The 24,003-nt window shown below is 48.2% G+C and carries 9 protein-coding genes; 7 read left to right on the forward strand and 2 right to left on the reverse strand.

Annotation, left to right across the window (positions count from 1 at the left end; translation table 11 throughout):
- Window positions 1-19: 19 nt before the first annotated feature.
- The gene (locus METPAY_RS05055; RefSeq protein ID WP_048149709.1) at window positions 20-1,153 is read right to left on the reverse strand and encodes an iron ABC transporter substrate-binding protein; all 1,134 of its coding nucleotides are present in this window, start codon (window positions 1,151-1,153) and stop codon (window positions 20-22) included.
- 231 nt (window positions 1,154-1,384) lie between these two features.
- Window positions 1,385-2,248, reverse strand: a complete 864-nt coding sequence (locus METPAY_RS05060) for a class I SAM-dependent methyltransferase (RefSeq protein ID WP_048149711.1) — start codon at window positions 2,246-2,248, stop codon at window positions 1,385-1,387.
- A gap of 381 nt (window positions 2,249-2,629) precedes the next feature.
- Here METPAY_RS05060 and METPAY_RS05065 point away from each other — a divergent pair, with 381 nt between their 5' ends.
- From METPAY_RS05065 to METPAY_RS15625, 7 genes are all read left to right on the forward strand, one after another.
- Window positions 2,630-4,357 carry a DUF3344 domain-containing protein gene (locus tag METPAY_RS05065; RefSeq protein ID WP_048149712.1) on the forward strand — a complete coding sequence of 576 codons (1,728 nt, stop codon included), beginning with the start codon at window positions 2,630-2,632 and terminating at the stop codon, window positions 4,355-4,357.
- Window positions 4,344-5,327 (forward strand): DUF3344 domain-containing protein, encoded by a 984-nt coding sequence (locus tag METPAY_RS05070; RefSeq protein WP_048149714.1) that lies wholly within the window; start codon window positions 4,344-4,346, stop codon window positions 5,325-5,327. Before METPAY_RS05065 ends, METPAY_RS05070 begins: the two co-directional genes overlap by 14 nt.
- A gap of 7 nt (window positions 5,328-5,334) precedes the next feature.
- Entirely contained in the window at window positions 5,335-6,000 is a 666-nt protein-coding gene (locus METPAY_RS05075; protein WP_048150024.1) for an ABC transporter ATP-binding protein, read from the forward strand.
- Entirely contained in the window at window positions 6,000-7,211 is a 1,212-nt protein-coding gene (locus METPAY_RS05080; protein WP_048149719.1) for an ABC transporter permease, read from the forward strand. The genes METPAY_RS05075 and METPAY_RS05080 overlap by 1 nt, the downstream gene beginning before the upstream one ends.
- Window positions 7,208-11,878 (forward strand): DUF3344 domain-containing protein, encoded by a 4,671-nt coding sequence (locus METPAY_RS05085; protein ID WP_048149722.1) that lies wholly within the window; start codon window positions 7,208-7,210, stop codon window positions 11,876-11,878. Before METPAY_RS05080 ends, METPAY_RS05085 begins: the two co-directional genes overlap by 4 nt.
- Window positions 11,879-12,150: 272 nt before the next feature.
- Window positions 12,151-13,086, forward strand: coding sequence for a DUF3344 domain-containing protein (locus tag METPAY_RS05090; protein ID WP_048149724.1), 936 nt, complete (start codon window positions 12,151-12,153; stop codon window positions 13,084-13,086).
- Window positions 13,087-13,649: 563 nt separating this feature from the next.
- The gene (locus tag METPAY_RS15625) at window positions 13,650-23,963 is read left to right on the forward strand and encodes a PKD domain-containing protein (protein WP_449405392.1); all 10,314 of its coding nucleotides are present in this window, start codon (window positions 13,650-13,652) and stop codon (window positions 23,961-23,963) included.
- The last annotated feature ends 40 nt before the right edge of the window (window positions 23,964-24,003 follow it).

Here is a 24,003-nt window from a genome sequence, read left to right on the forward strand (position 1 = left end):
GCCACTCTCCTGAAAAAATTTAGAGTTTTATCTGTGTGAAGCCAAGATTATCGTAATATGCGTTAAGTTCGTCGAATACCGGTTCTCCTACGAGGAACGTGTAGATCTCATCCGCCTTTTCGGCAGGATTGATATCGGCGAACTGGTCGGGATAAAGAACTGATCCTACATAGTATGCATCCGCAAGGACCGATCCGTAGTTGGATGAGTAGTAGTTGTACGGGAGCACTCCGTAGACTTTGTCGGACTTTACGGCGTCAGGAGTCTGGTAGGACTCGTCTGTCTTCAGTTCATCGATTGCGGAGGGTGTTGTCTGTAACGTTCCGAGATCGACAAACAGGACTTCGGGGTTCCACTCTATTATCTTCTCCTTTGCAACGTCTGCATGCTCCGTTCCCATCTCCCCGGCGACGTTATAGGCGTTTACGAATACGAAGGGCGGGTACGACGGTTCTGTCGACTGGAACCCGTGCGGTCCCCTGTACGAGATTCCACCGACATAGGTGCTGATCTTGTCATCTTCTGCTACTGATTCGGTACGTGTGTTGAGGTCCGCGATACTGCTGTTGAAGAACTCGATTACATCTTTTGCACGATCCTCCTTGCCCATGACCTCTCCCATTATGGTGAGGGACTGGTACAGGTCTGATCTTTCTACACTAAGGCTTCCGTATGTAAGTGCAACTACAGGTATTCCAGTCTTATCCTGGAGTTCGTCGATTTCACTTGCGGACGTAGGATTGGATTTGAATATGACCTGTGGGTTGCACGCGATAATCTTCTCGGGATCGTCGGCTCCGCGGTACTCACCTATCAGCGGGTAATTCTTTAACTGGGGATTCGCTATCGCGTAAGGTCTTCCTTCAAGCTGCTGTTCTTCGATCTCGATATCGTCGACACCGACTATCTTGTCCTGTGCCTCCAGGTATACCAGAAGCCTGAGAGTTCCTGAACCGGAGCATACAACCGATTCGGGGTTTTTAGGAACCGTAACCCCTCTTCCGAGCGAGTCGGTAATCGTAATGGTCTCTGAGACAGCCGAGCCTCCGGTTGTTTCACCCGCGGTGCTGTCGGTACCCGTGCACCCTGCAAAAAAGGCTGTTACTGCCATTAATACCAGTAATACTGATAATATGACGATTTTTTTAGACATTTTTCAATCACCATGAAACACTTTGTTGAATTAAAGACTTGTGCTTACCTGTAATAAAAATTTTTTATTGTGTCTGAAAAAATTATTAAATCAATCAGAGATATTCTATTTATTGGGTTTTATTTTCATGATTCAATTAAATAATAATTAATTTTTTTGATAGTTACAACCTGTTGGAAACGGTTTGTATAATTTTAATAATAGATATTATGTAAAAAAAGTGAATTTCAGTTATTGTTCTATTCGATTACCCGGGACCTCCCACCACATTACAACGGCATTCATCGTCTCCCTGAATATGCTGTCTTCTGCATGAGGTGCGATCAGTTCCCGGATCTTTTCCACTCTTTCTTTGTCGACTTCGACAAAACGGCCGATAAAGGATGCGATGGACCTGACTTTTTCGTCGATTGTCATCGTATTCGAGTATGAAAAGTGGCTGACATTCGGCAGCCTTCCCCACTGTCTGATGATTACATATGCGAAATAATCTGCATCGGGCTCGAATTCACCGCCGTATTCCTGCCCTGTAATCGCAGTGAATACGTCCTTTACAAGTTTGTCCCTTCCTGCGGGCTGGACTATGGCGCAGTATCTCCTGGAGGCGTTCTCCATCTTGTTTATGTGCTCTTCAAGGTCCGGGATCATCCAGAGGAAGTGGGAGCAGAACACGAGGTCGTAGCTGTTTTCCAGTTCGGAATCGTCCATCCTGAGCCAGTTTTTGTTTATCACTTCGACATTCGTGCATCCTTTCTCCGCCAGGTTTTTTCTGAGAAATTCGATGTTCCTGAGTGAAAGGTCGATTGAAGTTATATTTTTTACCAGTTTGGACAACGGGACCGTCACCGTTCCCGGGCCGGGGCCGATCTCCAGGACTTCATATGACGGTTCAAGGAAATCAGAGAAGATCTCTGCTGTCTTTCTTCCGTATTCGAAGTCGCCTTCGGAGATTTTCTTTGAGAAATCGGCAGCTTTTTTTTCTTTTATTTTAGGATCGAAAGAGAGCTTCGGCCCCTTGAATCTCTCGTCAAGTATGGATTTTCTTGCATCCTGCCAGTTTATTTTGTATTTAAGATCTCTTTTCTCTGGTTTCATAGAGTATTTTAGCTCCCCTGTTAAGTTATAGGTATTTATAAGATCCGGGAATAAATCCAATCCTTTTTACAGGGATCTGCCTTTATAGGATGATTGGCGGAAACGGAGATCCCGCACCGGATTTTTGCGGCCCGCTTCGGTAGGTACTGTTAACTTGCGGAACGTTTTTGCACGTTAAAACCGGTATTCGAAGAATTTTTGTTTTTTCGGGAATCCGGCTGATATCCCACTCATTATTATAAAAACTAAAAAAGGTATTACTGGGTAATATTAATTACAAATTAGTATTAACATACAACTATGGGGCGATTCAAGTTACGAGTCCGTATGGCTCTTTGTTTGGCGTTATTATGCTTATTTTTTGTTACCCCGGGTCTTGCTTTGTATGATTTCGAGGGAATACCCCTGGATATTGCCGGCCAGGGGGAGGTTGAAGGATCGATATACTCTGCCGGTACTTACGGGCTCACGGAGCCGCCGGTTGCGTGCTCGTTCACTCTCCCCGGCGAACCCGTCTGGGCGAAGGTGTACACCGGGGTATGGGGAGGGACGGAAAAATACTCCGGAACCGCTGAAATCTCGATAAATTCTCTTAAAATATTCAAATATTCACTCTACGGCGAACAGGATATGAATGAGAATGTCTACTGCACCGGCCACGGGGTGTACTGGATCTCGCAGGATGCAACGGATCTCCTTCACAGCGGGGAAAACCGGGTGGTCGTGAACACTAGCCGCGGAGAATCGGGCAGCAGGATGGACGGAAGGGTCTATGCGGTCTTTGTCGTTGCGGCTGTCAAGGATGATAGCGGGTATATTACCCAGTACTGGATTGCCGAAGGGAACGAGAACCTGCATGGCGAAGGCTGGTCGGGGAGCAACCCGACGGTTCATGATACTTCCTCGTATACCTTTTCGGGTGCGGATCTCACCGGGATGCAGTCCGCCGAACTCACGACCGTTTTGCTTGCCGGGACAAGGTACCAGCCGGATTATATAACCTTCAATTCGAATGACCTCGGGCAGCCCGAGACGGACACCAGCCATTACCCGGAGGGCGCTACCGATATAGGCGATGAGATTTGTTTCGACGCCGAAGGGGGCTCCGGGACGGAGAGCAGGTATGTAGACGTGGAGTCGTTCGATGTTACCGGTTACGTAAAAGATGATAACACGGTCGTATTCGAGCGGGGGAGGGACAGCAACGGAGACGGGGTTATAGATCCGTCCTCCACGATCTCCGAGGGGGAGGATTATATACATCCCTGCCTGGCTGTTCTCTCCGTAAAGAAGAAGAAAGCGTCACTTCTGCAGGATATGGGTATTGCAGGAATTACAACCGCCAATATGTACGCGAGGGCAACCGGGACACTGACTGCCGAGGTCAGGAATTACGGGGGGAATACGGGTTCTCAGTCAGTAGTTGCATTCTATGTCGACGGGGAGAAGATCGGAACCGCGACCGCTGATACCGGCAGTTCGGGAGTCGGCTATGCCGTCATCGAATGGGCTGCAACAGGCGGAGAGCACGAGATATCCGCAAAGATAGAGTCCCCGGCCGATTCCGTATCGTCCAACGACGAGTATTCGCTTGTCTGTAATATAGAAGACCTGCCCGACCTCTCTCTTAAGGTGTCCAGCCCGGTAAGTGCAGAGAGCGGAGAGGCCGCCGTAAAACAGAGCCCTTCGTTTTTCATGATCCCTGTGCTGGGTGCTGCCGGAGCAGCGGCAGTGTGGGGGAGGAGAAAAAAATCCGGAAAGATAATGGCCGCGACTCTTGTGTGCATGCTGGTCTTATGCCCGGTTCTGGTACAGCCCTCCTTTGCCGCCGGCCTCGAATACCGGGAGTACGTTCTGCCGGTCGAGGTTTTGAATGAAGGGGGAGCAGTGGATCCCGGCGTCTCGCTGACGGTCTATCTCGACGGCGAGAAGGCTGCCTATACGACTCTTGAAAACAGCATAGACAGCGGTGATTCGGAGAGCGTGGAAATATCGATATTTACTACACCGGGCAGCCATAAGGTGCGGGTTGTAGTCGATGAAGAGGGCTCGGTGGACGAACTCGATGAAGGCAACAACAGTTTTGAGGCAGTGTATGAGTTCCCGTAACCTTCTGCCTTCAGCCGCGATCATCTTTTTTTTGATATTCGCTGGTACGGTCTCGGCTTCGTATTCCGGTGACGAGCCCCTTTCCCCGGTTTTCTATGACGAGCTGAACGGAGGGTACGTATTTTCAACGGGGGACAGCATCTACAGCGGGCAGATGAACCCCGGGGATTATTACAACGCATCGTTTGACATTGCGATACCCTCCGATGCAGTGCCGGTGTTTTCAAGGCTGTACGTATACTGGGCATGGAGCAATCTCGAAAAAGCTGCGATATACCCGTCGATCACGGTCTCCGCGACTCCGGCGGGCAGCCATGAATTCACGCTGGCGGAGAGGTATGTCGACAGCAAGGGTTTCGTAAGCTCGTATGACTTCTTTTCAGGCACGGATTCGTATGAGGTGACGGGCATCGGATCGGGAGAGAATTCTTTTTCAGTAACTGTCGGCAATTCGGCGGCCGACAACAGCACATTTGTCATAGAGGGCCTGGGGCTGCTCGTTGTCTACGAGAGTCCGTCTTCGCCTTTGATGCAGATCTGGGCGGACGAAGGATGCGATATGCTCTACAACGATTACGGGATTACCCCCGAGATGGCGACCGCGACTGCAGTCTTCAACGGCACTGTCGATACAGGGAGTGTGAAGAGCGCCAGAATTGAGCTAGTTGCCCCTTCGGGCGGGTACACGAGGTCTGATATCCCGGACAAGAACGTCATCCTGTTCAACAGGGATACGGACGGGAGCCTCCCCGGGTTCCTTGAGAGCCTGATCTCGGCGATCTTTCCCGGGTATAACGGGAAGGAGTGGATCGACTGTTTCGATTCCGACGAGCTCAGGCAGGTCGGGATCGAGTCCAGGGATGTCGGCCCGTACCTGAAGGGGAGCAACAATATCGTGCGTGTCCGGGACAGGGGCGATTACATGCTGTTTACAAATGCCATCCTCAGCATCGAAAAGGAGGAGGAATGAGGAAATTATGAATCCAATTGTCGAAACCAGCGGCCTCTGCAAGAGGTACAACGAGAGTGTTTCAGCCCTTTCGAACGTTGATGTATGTATAGAGAAGGGAGAGTTTGCAGCAATCGTCGGAAGGAGCGGGAGCGGAAAGAGCACGCTTATGAATATCATCGGCTGCCTCGACAGCCCGACTTCGGGGACCGTCAGGATCAATTCGTGCGATATAGACTACAAAGACCCGGCCTCGCTTGTAAAGATCAGGAGAACGGTGATCGGCTTCGTATTCCAGCAGTTCAACCTGATCCCGAACCTCACGGCGAGGGAGAACATCGAGTACCCGCTCCTCTTCAATTACCACCCTCCTGCAGAGCGCCTGGAGAGGGTGGACTATCTTCTCGCACAGGTGGGGCTCATGAACAGGGGAGATCACTACCCGCAGGAGCTCTCGGGAGGGGAGCAGCAGAGGATCGCCATTGCACGTGCACTCGTAAACAAACCTCTTCTCGTCCTTGCGGACGAACCGACGGGAAATCTCGATTCCGGGACAGGAGAATCTATACTCGGGCTCATAAAAGACCTGAACAGGACGCAGGGAACGACCTTCGTCATAGTCACCCATGATTCGGATCTTGCGTCTCATGCGGACAGGACGATCAGTATTTCGGACGGGATGGTGGTCGGATAATGGGAAGATATGCTGATTATGCCCGCATCGCGTTTAAGCAGCTGATGAGAAAGAAGGGCCGCATAATCCTGACCGCACTGGGCATTGCAATAGGTGTCGCAGCCCTTGTCGGTATTGTCTCGCTCGGGGAGGGGATAAGGTCCCAGTCGATCGACATGATAAAAGAGCAGTCCGACCTGACGTTCATCGAGGTGACTCCGGATATCAGGGACGGGACGGTAATACCGCTTACTGACAGCAAAGTGAAGGCCCTGTCCGGGATTCCGGGGATCGTAACGGCCGTTCCTGCGGTTAAGGCCTCTTTTGCAACTACGCGGCAGACGTACCTGGGAATCGTCGGTATGGAGAGCGGAGGTTTTGAGGAGCTGCTCGAACCAGAATATTCGAGCGGGGGGCCGTATGACGGTAAGGGGATCGTCCTGGGCCATGATATCGAGGAGAAGCTGAGGAGAAACGAGGGCCTGAGGGAAGGCGACGACCTGACGGTCCTTATACGGGACTACGGCGAATCGGGTGCACCCGAGGACCGGACCGAGGTCTTCGCGGTGAACGGCGTGCTCGGCGAGAGGGATGACGAGTTCGACAACCTCGTGCTTATGGATATCGATACCCTGATGGAGATTAAGGGCTACGGCGACAGCTACGACCTGGTTTATGTCCGTGTCGATTCGCCGGACAATGTCCTGGAGGTTGCGGAGAGCATCAAGAAGATGGGCCTCGGGGTTTCAGGTGCCTTCGAGGAGATAGAGTCGGTCAATAAGCTGATGGACACTGTTATTCTTGTTCTGTCGTTCTTTACCGGGGTCTCGCTCATCATCGGCGCCCTGATGATAGTCAATACGATGGTTATTTCCGTATTCGAGAGAACGAGAGAGATCGGGATTACGATGGCCGTCGGTGCTTCGAGGAAGGATGTTATCTTCCTCATTCTTCTCGAATGCCTGTACCTGGGAATAATCGGCGGAATAATCGGCGATATTCTCGGGATCGGCCTCTCTGCCGGGATAAATATCGTGGGAAAGCCTTTCATAATATCCCAGCTCGGCGAAGGCTTTTCTTCTTTTTACGATTCGGACATAACTTTGATTACCGGATGGCTGCTCCTCGAGGGGCTGGTGATAGCCGTGATATTGTCGGTTCTTTCAGGAATATATCCTGCACTGAAGGCGGCAAACCTGAACCCTGTCGATGCGATCCGTGCGGGGAGATGACAGTCTTTGATCGTGGTGGAAAAATGAGAGAGAATACTATGGAACTGAAAAAAACCTATCTGACTGCCTGTATTTTAGGGGTTATCCTTTGTCTGCTGGTGGTCTCCCCGGCATCAGCCGACCAGTACGTCGGCGGGGAAAAGCCTGAGACCATACAGAGCGGAATTGTGTCGGGGGACCTGTGGTTCGACTCATATTACGGTTTATCCAGCGGGATGTCTGCTGAAAAAACTTTTAAAATCCCGGATTATACCGAAATTCAGTGGGCACGCCTTTATGTAGTCGTTTACTGCGGTCATATGCAGAATAATTATCAGGGGCAGGCGACAGTCTCATTTGACGGCGGCCAGGGCAGCAGGAATATAGGTTCTGAAAAACTGAACAGGGGATATGTTTTTGAGGTTGACGGAGGCGTGACACCTGTTTCGGTTAACGGTCATTGCAACAGGGTCACAAGCGATTACCTGATGTGGTATGATGTAACTGAAAAGATCAAGTCGAGGGATGTTTCGGCAAAGGTCATTACGGATCCGCTTGATGATAATTTTGACGGCAGGATCAAGCTGATTACGCTCGTGGTGGCCTATGACGACGGGGATATGGACGAGGTGTATTACTGGGTAAACCAGGGCCATGACGTACATTCATATAAAGTCGAGGATGAGTCGTACATCGGAAAAACCGGTTTCAGTACAAAGGATCTGCCCGATGATTTCAATATCGATTCCGCGACACTCAGTGTAGTTCACCTTGCAAGCGAAAATGGTATTTACACCTTCAACGAGGAATTGCTGGACACCGAACCCTCTACCGGAAGCTACAGCGGTTACCAGCAGTGGGATGTCACGGATTCGGTTAATCCCGGCATCAATAGCGAGATGACCTATACCCGGAACCTGGATATTGAAGGCAGCGGCGACAGCTATCTCGGGGCTTATTATAAGATTGTACTGGCTTTTCTCACGGCAAAGCAGGGAGAGATGGGCATCAGCGTAGAGTCCAATCCCCGGGGGGCCGAGATATATATAGACGGTGAAGACCAGGAAAAGGTTACAAATTCTCTCATCAATCTTCCGGAAGGCAGTTATTCGGTTTCCGTCCACAAGGACTTCTATTACGATCCCGACCCCGTCTACGTTGATGTGGACGAAGGTGAAATAGCGACGGTCAGCTTTAACCTCGAACCGAACAGCTATGAAGGCAAAGAATTCGAGGTGTATAAGAAAGGAACCGTCAAAGGCGGTGTTGCGATTGCAAATGCCAGCAAATATTCCGGGATCCTGAAGAGGGGGAAATCGACTAAATATTCGCTTGATCTCTCTCTTCCTGAAAATTCGACAGTTGAATATGCCCGATTGTACATCTATTCGGCGGAAAGCTACAATACCTCCGGCAAGGAGGACGTAGTGCCGGAGATGGAGGTCAGGTTCGGCAGTAGGGAGCTGGACGGTGAAAAATCCTACAGGGACCTGAAGGTCGACGGGGGATATAAATACACTATCGAGACTACGTGCTACGATGTCTCGCGGGATGTCGGCGGTTCCGGGAAGTACGATCTTTCGATAAAAAACAGCGGAGATAACGCCGATGATGTATTCGCTCTTTACGGATCTTCTCTTGTGGTTGTATACTCAAACCCGGACTCGCCTTCGGCTTCTTACTGGATCGCCGAGGGCTGTGATGCCATCATGGCGTCCGATGAGTATGAGATTGATACTGAGGACGGTACGACCACCGTAGCTTTTACCGGTGATTCCGATTCGGTTACAAACGGCACCCTTTATGTTGTCTCCACCGGAGCAGACGGTCTTGATGACGAGGAGAACAGGATAATTTTCAACGACTACGAGGCGTTCGATCTACTTAACGCCGGCTCTTCGGATGTGAGTACCGTCTCTCTTGATGTGAAACCGTACCTGAAGAGCTCGAAGAACGAACTGTCGATCCAGAGCTATCTCTCCGGCGAGAAGGGCGATTACATGGAGAACAGGATTGCGGTTCTTGTCCTCGAGCATCCCGACACGAGTGCAGCCGAAGAAGAGAGCTATGGCTATACTGGAAAGGAGCTCGAGGTCTATGATAAGGGCAGTCTCAACGGAGGTGTCGATGTCGTAAATGCCAGCAGCTATACCGGGCTTCTTAACAAGGGAGATTCCACGGAATACTCGCTCGATGTATCCCTGCCGGAGGGTTCCGAGGTTGAGAATGCAAGACTGTACCTGTACTCTACCTGGAGCCACGATACGGTGGAAAAGGAGGGTGTAAGCCCGAATATTGAAACCGAATTCAGCGGAAAAGAGATATCCGCCGAAAAATCCTACAGGGACAGGAAGGGAGAGGGGATATACAACTATATTCTCGAGACGACCTGCTACAATGTCTCGGATGAGGTCGAAGGCCCGGGAAAGTACAGCGTATCCGTGAAGAATACGGGAGGAACGGATGACGCCTTCGCTCTTTACGGCCCTTCCTTGGTGATCGTATATTCAGATCCCGGTTCGCCTCTGACCTCGTACTGGATCGCCGAGGGCTGCGACGCACTTCTCGCCTCCGATGAGTTCGGTACGGATACCGAAAACTGCACTACATCGGTAAAGTTCAGCGGGGGTGTAAGTTCGGTTGCGTCCGGCACCCTGTATATGATCTCGACTGCGGCGAGCGGGCTGGAGGGCGACGAGAACCGCCTGGTCTTCAACGATTACGAAGGCTTCAATCTCCTTCAGGGCGGCTCTTCGGATATCAGTACGGCTGTCCTGGATGTCGGGCCTTACGTCAGGGATTCGGGGAACCGGCTGTATGTCCAGAGCTATGTCTCGGGGGATAAAGGGGATTATATGGAGAACCGTGTCGCAGTTCTGGTTCTCGAGCATTCGGGCGGCACCGGTATGACCGAAGAGGCGGGGGATGAAGAGGAGTCCGGTGTCCTGTCTCCGGGCCAGACATCGGCGACGTATCCGCTGTCTCTTTCCGGAGGACGGACCGGTGCCGAACATATCGTCTTCGGCAACGGAACAATTGTACTGCTGATATACGAGGGCTCTTCACTGACCGATTCGTCGGGAATGCCTGTGGACAGCATTATGATAAAAAAATCGGATGCAGGGAATTTTTCGTGGGCCTACACGATCGGCCCATCGGGTGCAAAGAGCGATATTCCGGTTCTTATAGAGGCCGCCGTTCCTGAATCCGGGGGCAGCGGAGATCCGGAACTTGTGTACTATGACGAGGAATCCGGGAAGACCGGGGATACAGGGTCGACATACGACGGGGAAAGCGGCACCCTGTCTGCAAGGATCTCCGAACTTGGGACATATGCCATTGTATATTCGCAGGGAAATTCAGGTTCATCGGACCTGATCTTTCCCCTGAATATAATTGCGGATGTGATCTCCTCTTTCCTCGGGGGCGGTGAGTCCGGTGCGGAGATTCAGGCTGAGCCTGGTGCGAATCTGAATACTACCCCCGCAAATCCGACAGAATCCGTCGCGGAAGTTTCCGCGAAACCCGAGGTAATCGAGATAGACCCAACCCTGAGCGATTTTGAAGTCCGGATATCTTCAAGCCCGTCTTCTGCAAAGATATTCCTGGACGGTAACTATACAGGGAAGACAACGCCTGCAGTTTTTACCCTCCGCGGCGGGGATCACCTGCTTGAGCTCGAGCTTGAGGATTTCGATCCATACAGCGAGAAGTTCCTTCTGTCCGAAAATACGACCTTAAACGCCGATCTCCAGACAGGCATTAAACTGGTAAAGGAAAGGAAATATGACGGCTTTCTCGGGGTCTCGGATCTCGAGGGCATAGGAGGCGTATACGTAACGTCGTACCCCGACGGTGCGACCGTCTACGTTAACGGGTATAACACGGAGATGGTGACCCCCTGTGTGTTCTATGGGCTAAAAGAGGGACTCAATACGATAAAGGTCAAGAAGACGAATATCGAATACTCCGAAAGCTCGAAGAAGGTCTGGGTCGACTCCGGCTCCGTAATGCCGGTGAGCTTCGATGTTCTGCCGTCTTCGGGTAATAGTGCCGATATCGATTCGATAGAGTACGACGGTTATTATTTCACTATCAACGGTCATCTTCCCGAATACGAGCTTCCGAAGGTGGTATCCGTCGGTTCGTCGAACGGCTTCATTACGTTTTATGAAGACGGGAAATATCTCTCACATAACATTCATGCTTATTCCGATAAAGAACTGAACGATATCAGGCCGCGGGATTACAGGTTCGGAAAGATCTTCGTAGAGTCGGACCCGGACGGGGCCGAGATCTATGTCGACGGCTATGATACGGGGTACAGTACACCGTATGCGATAGACGGACTTTCCGACGGCGCCCATTATATCGAGGTTTCAAAGCCCGGCCATATAAGAAGCGGGGAGGAGATCCTCCTGACTCCCGACGAGGCGGAGTACGATGCAAAGCTTAAGATCGATCTCGAATCCTATATCTACGGCTCGCTGGAAGTGACGAGCAATCCTTCGGGAGCGAAGATCTACCTGTATAACAGGGACACGGGAAAAACTACGCCTTATACGTTTAGGTATATGGACATCGGCGGAATCGACGTGAAAGTAGTCGGGGAGGAGAGCACCGAAACCGTCGAGGACGTAATTATAAATCCGCTGGAGACGACTTTATGCCATGTGGACCTGGATTAATCTTATTTTTCTCCCCGGCTCTTTTGTTTTCCAGGCTAAAGTAATAAAAAAATAGTAATTATTAATACTATTTAGAACGGATATAATAATTGTAACACTTTTTAGTATAAGAATTATTTTTGTAATACCTAATTATACTAATGAAATATTTTTGAAAATCTTTTGTGAAAAAAATAGTATTAAGTAATATGAGGATCATGCTTTTACATGCTCAGGAGATGTTAAGCCTGGGCGATCCTATCCTTTCAAAAAAGGAATGGGGGCTTTAAGAAATGAAAAAGCATGGAAAAGAATTTATTGGAGTGTTAGCCGTCCTGTTTCTGGCAGCATTAATTGTGATGCCAGCCGCGGCTGACGACTATTGGGTAGGTCTTCCACCTGTAACTGTTATACAGGATTCGGTTGAGGGTGATTTTGACGTCTATATGGTAGACACTTGGACATCACCTGATAATATCGGAAATGAATATGCAGAAGCTGAATTTGAAGTTCCTGAGGCAGCTGCAGAAGATGCAGTTTTTGCACGACTTTATGTAGTTGTTTACAGCGGGAATATGACAGCTGATTATACAGGAAACCTCACTGTAGAGATTAATGATAATACTCTTACAAATCTCTATCCACTGGATCTTCACTATGTGAACACTACTGGAATAGTGTATGATTCAAATCTTCCACAGGGCGATTTCATTAATCTCTCACGTACAACCAGTGATTATCTTGCTGTTTTTGATGTAGTGGATTACATTGATAGCGAAGATATCACAGTAGAAGTAACAACGACCAATGAGAGCGAAAAGTTCGATGGTAGAATCAAGAAAGTAGAACTTGCCATCGCCTATGAGAACGAAGAAGGTTATACAACAAAATACTGGGTAAACGAGGGGCAGGATCCAGCAACATATTATGATAACGGTTACGTAGGTCAAACCTGGTTTAATGGTGTAACCTATAGCGGTACACTACATAATGTGACGGTATGGGCTGATCCAATTGCCTCAAGCTATTCGAAAGACGGTCAATACGACTGGAATGGAGCTAACATCACAGCTAGTAAGATACCAGTAGTAGGTATTACTAACCAGGCAGGGCTTGATAAGTGGTATCTCGGTTCGGGAGACTTGTTAACTAATAATTACCTATCTTATCAGAGATCGGGTAGCTGGTACAAATTACCACTTGCATTTATGAAGATTCGGTTTTCGTGATCATTTCTTCATAAATCAATCTCAAAAAAAGTGGGAATTGAGGGGATTTTAACCCCCTTATTTTATTAGTTTATTATATTTTGAACGAATTTTGTTATTCAGAATTTGAATATTGAAATAAATAGTACTTTATTTCTTTATTGATTCTTTAAGAATAAAATGGTCTATTTTCCCGTGGAGTACACAGGTAGTAAAGGTCTAAATGGTTATAGTACTTTGTTTTCTGAAAACAAACATTTGCAATTTTAATTAAAGGTTATGTGTATTCATCAAAATTTTAGTCATATTTAATTGTACTTTTCTTTAAAAAATTTGATCAAATAATAAATATAAAAATTTATAATGTAATTGATATTACATATTTTAGTTTAGTATTACTATTGCTATTTAGAGGGTGGTTTTTATTTATGGATGGAGATAATTTCAAATTTCATGCAGGAAAATGCAAAAAAGTGAGTGGATTTGTGATTGTAATGATCGCAATGGTGTGCCTGTTTATGGTTTTGCTTGCTACACCTGTTGCGGCGAATAGTACATCTGCTTCAACAGTACAGCTGGATGATATGCAGATTCCCTTTATTTTGAATCAGGGTCAGCAACATGAATCAGTGAAATTTTATGCCAACACTTTTTATGGTATGACTTATGTCACGGATAAGGATTTGACTTATTCGATTGGTCTGATTAGGGGTAATAATACCGAAATGGTTGTACTGAAAGAACAGTTCATCGATAATGCAAGTAATGCAATCTCTTTTGCTCCTGTAGGTGAAGAAGAAGCTTCAGTTCAGATCTCTTATTTTAAGGGCAGTGATCCTTCAAAGTGGCAATCTGGACTTCCGGTCTACAATCTTGTCTGTCTTGGTGAAATTTATTCTAACATAACAGTGAAAGCAAGGACTCATAGCGGAAACGTGGAAAAACTTTTTTTTGTTGAACCGGGTGGCAATCCTGATGAAATAAAGGTGAGAATCAAGGGATCGAATAGTCTTTCTATTCTTGAAAATGGGAGTCTCTCTCTCGGAACAGTTTATGGCGAAGTAATTATGTCAGCTCCGAAAGCTTATCAAAATGGAGATGAAATTCCTGTCAAATATATCATAATCGATGAAAATACTTATGGGTTCATTATTGAGAATTTTGATTGCAGTAAACCACTTTTAATCGATCCTTCGCTTGATTATAGCACCTTTATTGGAGGTAGTGAGAGGGAGTATGGAAAAGGAATTTTTGTAGATAACAACGGAAACATTTATGCAACGGGATATACTGCTTCTTCTGATTTCCCTATAACTACTGGTGTCTATCAGAGCGCATTGGGTGGAAATTATGATCTTTATGTTTTGAAGTTGAATTCAGAAGACAACATTCTTGATTATGCAACATATCTTGGGGGGACTGGGAATGATTATGGGTATAGCTTAACTGTTGATGATGACGGGAATGCCTATATCACAGGGAACACAGCATCTTCCGATTTTCCCACCACTACAGGTGCTTATCAGACTGTTTACGGTGGAGATGATTATGATGTCTTTGTTTCAAAGCTGAATTCAGATGGCACCGCACTTGATTTTTCTACTTTTTTGGGAGGGGAAAAAGATTATGAATATGGCTATGGTATATCCGTTGACGATGACAGGAATGTCTATATTACAGGATATACAAGATCATCAGATTTTCCAATCACCGCAGATGCATACCAGATCGAATTGTCAGGTACCTCTGATGCCTTTGTTTCAATTTTTAACCCGGATGGCAGTAACCTTGTTTATTCTACATATTTCGGAGGTAGTAACTATGAATATGCATATGGAATTGATTTAGATAACGAAGGCAGCTTATATGTAACAGGAAGAACGAAAAGCAATAATTATCCTGTTACCGCCGATGCTTACCAGAATTCATTGAGCGGTTCATATGATGCCTTTTTATTTAAGATGAATATAGCAGAAAGAAGCCTTACTTATTCTACTTATCTTGGGGGGACTGGGAATGATTATGGATATGGAATATCTGTTGATGATGATGATGATGCTTATATAACAGGGTATACGAAGTCTCCGGATTTTCCGGTCACGGTAAATGCCAACCAAGATGCTTTGGGCGGCGGGATGGATGTCTTTGTTTCAAAGCTGAATTTAGATAGTAGTAGCCTTGATTATTCGACCTACCTCGGAGGGTCTGGTGATGAAGAAGGGTCCGGCATCGTTTTGGACGGCAATGGAAACGCCTGTATCACAGGTTATACCGATTCTTCCGATTTTCCAGTTACCGCAGACGCCTACCAAAGTGTTTTGGGTGGTGATGATGACGTCTTTGTTTTAAAGCTGAATTCAGACGGCAACAGTCTTGATTATTCTACTTATCTTGGTGGATCTGGTACCGATCAGGGATCAGGTATTTCTATTGATGATGCTGGTTCTCTCTATGTTACCGGATATACAGCAGATTCCGGTTTTCCTGTAATATCAGGTGCTTACCAGAATGTACATGGTGGAGGAACGTATGATGCCTTTATTCTTGAAATTGTAGATCATCCTCAGGTCACTTTTACGATATCTCCACAGAAGGGTAATGCCCCTCTAGAGATAGTATGCAATGGAACCACAGTCGATTCTTCAATCACAGGGTACATGTGGGTCTTTGGCGACGATCTATCACAAGTATACTCCGGGCAGAATATTACACATACATTTTCGATTCCTGGTAATTATGATGTCCGCCATGCCGTCGTCACCGCTGATGGTACTTATTGGAAGAACGAGACTGGTTCTATTACCGTAGGAGATCCAGTAACCGTGAATTTTACGACTTCCGAAGTCGAAGGTTACGCCCCTCTAAGCGTTTCCTTCAACGACACTTCGGAATCAACCCTTGAAATTACAGGTTATGAATGGATCTTCAGCGATGATCCTAGTACGGTTTTTACTGGGCAGAATGCAACTCACGTCTTCGAATCTGCAGGTATCTATGATATCAACCACTCGGTTATGACCGCTGATGGTACTTATTGGAAGAACGAGACCGGATATATTACCGTAGGAGATCCAGTAACCGTGAATTTTACGACTTCCGGAGTCGAAGGTTACGCCCCTCTAAGCGTTTCCTTCAACGACACTTCGGAATCAACCCTTGAAATTACAGGTTATAAATGGATCTTCAGCGATGATCCCAACACTGTATTTAGCGAGCAAAATGTAACTCATGTCTTTGAATCTGCAGGTATCTATGATATCAACCACTCGGTTATCACCGCTGATGGTACGTACTGGAAAAATGAGACTGGCTACATTCTAGTCGAATCAGCTGAAATCACTGCAAATTTCACTACTGACAAGACCTCTGGTAGTGCACCTCTTACAATTCAGTTCAATGACACTTCTACAGGAAATGTAACGGAGTGGGCATGGGACTTCGAAGATGATGGAATTATCGACTCCGATCTTCAAAATCCCTCGTTTACATATACTTCTGCCGGGGATTATACTGTCAACCTTACTTTAACAGGACCCACTGGTTCAGATACCATTGTGAAAAAAAATCTTATCAATGTTTCTTTGGGCATAGATCTCAGTGTGGCTTCTGTCAGTGATCTTACACCAGGAATATCCAATACCGTCACTGCAACAATCACAAATAACGGGACAGATAATGCCGGTGCTTTCAAGGTGAATTTTACATTTAACGAAACTACGACCATATTTGAGATAGACGGGATCGATGCGGGAGATACCACATCTGTGTATGTCATTGATACGTTGACAACCCGTAAGTATGGCGATATCGTTCCATTAAATATAACCATAGATACAGAAAACAGCATTGTCGAGAGTAATGAGGCAAACAATGAGTACAATCTATCAGCAACAGTTGCTAGGGGTGGTACATATTACTTCGGTGGTCGGTATTATACAGGGTCCGACATTGAGACTGGTAATTACACTGAAGGAAATATTTCAGTTATTTATTCTCTTGGTGATTCGGGTTACCAGACGGGTGGTGGCTGGTACTCCACAACAGTCACATGGACAGGCAGTGATCTTCCTATACCTGAAGGTGCGACGGTAAAGGCAGCTCGTCTCTACCAGTCATATACCTGGAATGGAGAACCCGGATTCACAGTTTATTTTAATGGAAATGTGGTTGATCCTGCTGCAATGTACTATGACGGCAATGTCGACGATTTATATATGAATGGTCAGGGAGTGTATGATGTAACTCCTTACTTCAATACATCAGGCAACACAGCACAAATTAATGCTGAAACGGCTCTTGGAGGATTATATGGCACAGTACTTGTCGTTGTATACGAAGATTCGAATGAACCCTATAGGTGGATTTGGCTTGATGAGGGTTGTGATACTCTCTACTACAATTCAATGGGAGCATATCCTGATATGTATACAGGATATGCCATTTTCGACAATTTAAAGACAGAAAACATCGGGGAGGCAAAGATTATCACAGTCCTGCCTTCTGGCGGTGATAATACTCAGGCTACTGTTCTTTTCAATAACCAGAGTGTACCTATCTCAGGTGGAGACAACAGTAGAGATCCTGCATTCAAGTATTACTACGTTATCGATGTATTGAAGAATGGCACTAATGAGCTTGGGGTTGTTCAGGGAGACAATTATATGAACCTTGCATTAGCAATCCTTGAGTTAACTGAATTGTCCCAATCCAAAGCGGATTTTACTGCTGGTAAGACATCAGGGATTACCCCGCTGACAGTGCAGTTTACCGATACCTCAACCGGAACCCCTGCGACGTGGGAGTGGGACTTTGGCGACGGCGGGAATTCCACTGAGAGAAACCCGTCCCATACATACACCACAGAAGGCAGCTATACCGTAACACTCAATGTCTCGAACAGCTTGGGCAGTGACATCGAGACAAAGACAGAATATATCAATGTCGGCAGTACTTCGGTGGCATTCGAGACGGATGTAACTAGCGGCCAGTTCCCGCTTACCATTCAGTTTACCGATCAATCGGTCGGGTCGCCGACTGCCTGGCACTGGGACTTCGGTGACGGCGAGAATTCTACCAACCAGAATCCTGTGCACACCTACCTGAGCGCCGGAAAGTATGACGTAAATTTGACAGTGACAGGGTCTGATGGGACCGACTCGCTGGTAAAAGAAGATTATATCTCTGTTGAGGCTATCACCGGGTCATCTCTCCCACTGACAACCGAACAGAGCGGAACCGTGAGCGGCGATCTCTATGTCGGCAGTTTCCAGCCGGTACCTTTTGCTAATCAGGCGAGCAGCGGAGTCAGCGAAAGGGAATTTGTTCAGTCGTTCAAAATTCCTAATTTCACGAGTGTGGAATGGGCCAGGGTTTATGTCAACATATACTCAGGGTCAGGCTCGGCTAACTGGCCGCTCATTGCTACGACCATGTTGGACGGCGATGGCAACGGTGTGTATGAAACCACGCTCGGAGTTGAGAATATGGACATGGATTATCATTCGGCCAACGGCAAAGTCTACTGGCTCAACAATCACACGAACCGGGTTTATTCCGATTATGAAATAGAGTATGACGTTACTGACCTGATTGCGTCTTCCAGCCCGAAGGTTCATGTGAAGATCGAAAATAAAACAACTTCATTCGACGGCCGCCTGAAAGCCCTCACTCTTATCGTAGCGTACAACGAAGAAAACTCCGATGAAGAAGTTCTGTACTGGGTAAACCACGGGGGAGACTGGATAGAATCAGGCAGTTCGTCTACCACTTTTGGCACATCTGGCCTTACATCAGGGTTCACTGACGCAACACTGAGCAATTTGGCATTATCCAGCAAAGACGGGTCATATACATTCAACTCAAAATCACTGGATGGGGCGAATCCGGTAAAACCCCTCGATTATTACGAGAACCATACGTGGTCGGTGACAGATAATATTACACAGGGATCAGACAGTATATTCAGTTACAATCCACAGTCGGGATCATCATTCAAGACAACTCTTGCGACGCTCACGGTGAAATATTCTGCATCATCATCTGCCCCATCCGCGGCCTTCACGGCAACACCCACATCAGGCAAAGCTCCGCTGACCGTCCAGTTCACTGACAATTCGGTACATTCCCCGGCATCATATGAATGGGACTTCGACAATGACGGAAACATTGACAGCACAGAGGAAAACCCGTCGTATGTATATACAACCGCAGGAACGTACTCGGTCAACCTAACGGTTAAAAACGAGAACGGCGAAGACTCCGAGGTAAAGTCCGGTTATATCACCGTCACAAGCGGCGGCAGTACCACCGGAAGCGATCTTAGCTTAACAGGCAGCGTGGTGCCTGTACCGAACAAGGTTGTATTTGCATGGGAGCCGAACACCGTTTACATAGAGAACATCCTGAACAGCGGAACAGAAGACCTCACGAACATCAAGGTATCTCTCTATGCCAACGATGTATCCGATACGGAACCTGTAAACTGGACAACGATAAATTCCCTTAAAGCAGAAGAGGGAACATCCCTTACCTTCATAGATCCTACGATCCGCAAGACTGAGGAGAATGAGGGACATCCTGCTATCATGTACATTGCGGTAGTTGATCCTGATGATACCATAGCGGAGATCGACGAATCAAACAACAGGGTAAACAGCACTGACAAGCAGGTAAAATACAACGGCTACAAGGGCAAGACCTACTGGACCGGTGCCTCGAACATCACCACACGGCATACGTACGAACTCAGCGGTGATATGATCTATTACACCCAGCCTTCTTCGACCTATGAAGGGGTAGGCTGGAAGGAAAGGACCGAAACCTGGACCGCTGGGAATCTCCTGGTTCCTGACGACGCCACTGTCGAAGAAGTCCTGCTTTTCGTCTCGTATAACTGGGACCAGACACCGTCCGGATTGCCGAACTGGACAACGATCTTCAACGGCTACAAGCTGGCAATCACGCCGGGAGCGCCGTACACAGACAAGAGCAACTTCGGCACCTATGCGGAATATACGTACGGCCTGTATGTCGTCGATGTTACGGACTATTTCAGTCGCAACGGCAACACGTTTACCATGACGCCTCAGGGTGAAAATCTGAATGCCCTCTACCCGAGTACGCTTGTCGTGATCTACAGCGATTCGTCCGCCAGTATGAAACAGATATTCATCAATGAAGAGTGCGACGAACTAGGTGTATCCCTTGAAGATTATGGAACCACCGAGAAAGAATCGACTGCATACGCCCCCTTCACGGGAATGGATGTCAATAAAAGTTCCGCCCTGAAAGCGACACTGTACAGCTTTGCCGGTAGTGCAGGATCGGGAGAAGGGAAACTGTACTTCAACGGAGCTCTTGTTGCATCGGACTGGTCCGGCGATATCAAATCTAGCACACCGCTCGTAGCCGATGTGAAGAGCCGTCTTGAAAACGGTGAAAATGAAGCGGAAATACAGGGGACGGAAAGCGGTGGAATGTGTGCATACCAGCAGATCCTCGTCGTTGATTATGGCATCGTCCCGGAGGCGAACTTCACGGCATCTCCCGTGGACGGAAACATCCCTTTTGAGGTGAAATTTACCGACAACTCGACAGCAGGTGCCACAAGCTATGAATGGGAATTCGGCGACGGGGGCAACTCCACCGAGCAGAACCCTACCCATGAATACATCTACCCGGGAACATACTCGGTCCGTCTTAGCGTATCCAATGAAAACGGAACGACTTCATGTCTTGCCGAAAGACTGATCAACGCCGCATGGCCAAGCATTCCCTCGGCAGGCTTCAGCTCGGATGTCAACGTAGGAAAATCGCCGCTCGCGGTCAGCTTCACCGACAGATCGACAAACTCGCCGACTTCCTGGCTGTGGGAGTTCGGTGACGGCAGCAGTTCCACTGAGCAGAACCTGTCTCACACCTATACTGCCACCCGCCTCTATACCGTCAACTTAACGGCCTACAATTCAGACGGCAACAGCACCATAACAAAGCCAGGGTATATAGAGGTCGTCGATATTCCGGAACTTCCCGGTTACAACGACATCTACGTAAAGACGGCAAACACCCCTGAACATGACAAACAGGCGAACGGGACATATTATATCGGAACGTGCGGCAGGGACGACGGCCTGTCGGACCTCCACATATCGACCAGCCCTGACTCTCCGAACGGCAGCAAATACATGACAGACAGCCGGACGGGAGAATTCTATGTAACATATACGGGCAGTCACGAGTTCCAGGACGACATCATACTGATGCTGGCCGTCAACGGAACCGTCCCCGAAGATTTCGCCGTGGATATAACTGCATCCGGCAATAAGTGGACGCCGTCGGATACGGGAGAAAAGCCCGAAAGTATCGCGTCATCATCCATAAACAGGGCCTTTGCAAAGGCCGACTTCACTTACGGTCTCCAGGACTGGAAGCCTGCAGCCGGCAACACGAACTATCCCATGTTCCCGGGAGAGGATATGAACGAAACCTGCAACACGTTCAGGGTAATGTTCATAGATCTCAAATTGGGAGTACTCGGTTCAGGTTATGAAGGAACCGAGAACAAAGGCGCAATAAGAGTTGTTTATTCGTTCACAAACCTGACGTCATTCGCAACCTTCAATGTCTACGGCTGGAACCAGAACAACTCCGGGCAGCAGGCGATCATCGATACCAACAGCGTTTCGAGCGGCTATTCGGTCTATACTACCCCTGTTTCGGGAGACGGCGGGATCGTTCCGGACTTTAGTGCCGACAACACCTCGGGAGAGATTCCGCTCAATGTCACGTTCACGGACCTGACCTCAGTAACCCCGGCATCGTGGCTGTGGGAATTCGGCGACGGTGCCAACTCTACGGAAGAGAATCCGTCCCACACCTACACCATGCCAGGTGTCTACTCTGTAAACCTGACGATATCGAATTCGAAGGGCACGAACAACACGCTGAAGGTGAATTACATCAGCGTTAATAACACAGCACCCCCGGTTGCCGACTTCATATCTGACGAAACCTCCGGCATGGAGCCCCTTACGGTAAAATTCACGGATAATTCTACAGGAAATATTACAAGCTGGAAATGGGAGTTCGGCGACGGCGGAACTTCCACCGAGCAGAACCCTTCCCACACGTATAATGACGCAGGAGATTATTCGGTCAGGCTTACCGTCAAGAACAGCCGGGGAACCGACAGCATCCTGAAAAGGAACTATATCGGGGTCGCGAAATTGAACGGAGATCCCCCGGCTGCCGACTTCAGTTTAACCCCGGCGTCAGGCTCTGCTCCACTCGTAGTCGTATTTACGGACACGTCTGCAAATTCCCCGACAGGCTGGAAATGGGACTTTGAAAACGATGGAATAATAGACAGCACTGCCCAAAATCCGTCATATACCTACAGGAGTACCGGAACCTACTCGGTAGCTCTTACGGTATCGAACAAATTCGGCAGCGACACGGTTGTAAAAGAGAATGCGATAACCATCAGCGGGGTTAAAAACTCCACCAAGACGGCAACCGTCAGCAATTCAGGCACATTGACCGAGAACAGTGACGGCAGCAGGGAATACTCCATAAATACATCCGATGCAGGAGTCAGCGGGAACGATATCGTAATCAACAGCGGCAACTGTGTCATAACAATAAAATCGGATAAAACTCCTGTAGAAAACGGAGGCAGCTACGTTTCGTCCAACGTCACGGGAATCGAGCTCAGGACTGACCCTGTAGAAACCACGATGGACGACGTCGGGGATGTCAGCGGATCGGTGAATGTTTCGCTTAACGGTATCCCGGGTTCGGCTTCCCTTGAAGTCATCCTCGACGAGGGCGATTCGGGAGTCGGTACGGCATTCCAGCTTGCAGCAGGCTCGAGCGGTCTCGACGTAAGCAAAGTGGCATATACGATGAATATCGTGAAGACCAACCTTGAAAACGGCCAGGACATCAAAGAAGCTAGGATTACGATGTCTGTCCCGGTCTCCTGGGTGGACGCGAACGGCGGGATCTCTTCAATAAAGATCATCCGTATAGCTGAGGACGGTACGAAAGAGGTCCTTAACACGACTTATGTCGGGATGAGCGGCGGCCTGATGGTCTTCGAGGGATATTCGCCGAACGGCCTGTCATTGTTCGGTCTTGCGGCCACACAGCAGAAACCGACAGGATCAGGCTCTTCGGGATCTGACAGGATAATAACCTCACGCGGAAGACTGGACTACAAGAACTCCGAAAACCCCTCGGAAGTGCAGTCCTCGGAAGAAGGCAAAGTACTTGCAGATACGAGGGTTCCCTCGGACGACGGTCTCGTGGCGGTATTCATTTCCAAGGGCACGCTGGCACTGGACAAAAGCGGCAACTCCATAGACGAGATTGTCATTGAGAAGAGCGATGAAGATTCCGTGCCTGAAAACGACGATTCGCCGGTGTATGAATTCATGGGCAGGGCCTATGATTTCAAGCCTTCCGGGGCCACATTCTCGCCCGGGATCGATATAATATTCTACCTGAGTTCACTTGGCGAATACCAGGCATTTGACGGGAAGGAGCCGGTGATAAGGTACTACAACAAGGCCGGGAAGGAATGGGAGGATCTCAAGACTACATTCGACGAGGATACTATGACGGTCAGTGCCACGGCGAGCCATTTCTCCATCTACGGGCTCTTCGCAATGAGCGGAACCGGGTTATCCGGGGAGCAGGACGCATCAGCAGGGCAGACTTCAAACGCTGCAACCCGGGAAGGCACGGCTGCACCAATAAACAGCCATACCGGTACATCTTCGGCAAGCAGTGCAATTCTCGTCCTCTTTACAGTAGGATTCGTCAGTATTGTCAGTCTGGGGACCTACAGGTTCAGGAAGAGCCGTATGGAAGAGGAGGTCTTCGGGGAGGAAAAATGAGCGGCCTTCCGGGAAACTCCCGGAGTCATGAGATGACAAA

Source organism: Methanolacinia paynteri (genome assembly GCF_000784355.1).
In the GTDB taxonomy this organism is placed as follows: domain Archaea; phylum Halobacteriota; class Methanomicrobia; order Methanomicrobiales; family Methanomicrobiaceae; genus Methanolacinia; species Methanolacinia paynteri.

What these genes read in the sequence shown, in the direction of transcription:
- METPAY_RS05055 (WP_048149709.1), bottom strand. Translation starts at nt 1,153, where the DNA reads ATGTCTAAAAAAATCGTCATATTATCAGTATTACTGGTATTAATGGCA.
- METPAY_RS05060 (WP_048149711.1), bottom strand. Translation starts at nt 2,248, where the DNA reads ATGAAACCAGAGAAAAGAGATCTTAAATACAAAATAAACTGGCAGGAT.
- METPAY_RS05070 (WP_048149714.1), top strand. Translation starts at nt 4,344, where the DNA reads ATGAGTTCCCGTAACCTTCTGCCTTCAGCCGCGATCATCTTTTTTTTG.
- METPAY_RS05075 (WP_048150024.1), top strand. Translation starts at nt 5,335, where the DNA reads ATGAATCCAATTGTCGAAACCAGCGGCCTCTGCAAGAGGTACAACGAG.
- METPAY_RS05080 (WP_048149719.1), top strand. Translation starts at nt 6,000, where the DNA reads ATGGGAAGATATGCTGATTATGCCCGCATCGCGTTTAAGCAGCTGATG.
- METPAY_RS05085 (WP_048149722.1), top strand. Translation starts at nt 7,208, where the DNA reads ATGACAGTCTTTGATCGTGGTGGAAAAATGAGAGAGAATACTATGGAA.
- METPAY_RS05090 (WP_048149724.1), top strand. Translation starts at nt 12,151, where the DNA reads ATGAAAAAGCATGGAAAAGAATTTATTGGAGTGTTAGCCGTCCTGTTT.
- METPAY_RS15625 (WP_449405392.1), top strand. Translation starts at nt 13,650, where the DNA reads ATGCAGATTCCCTTTATTTTGAATCAGGGTCAGCAACATGAATCAGTG.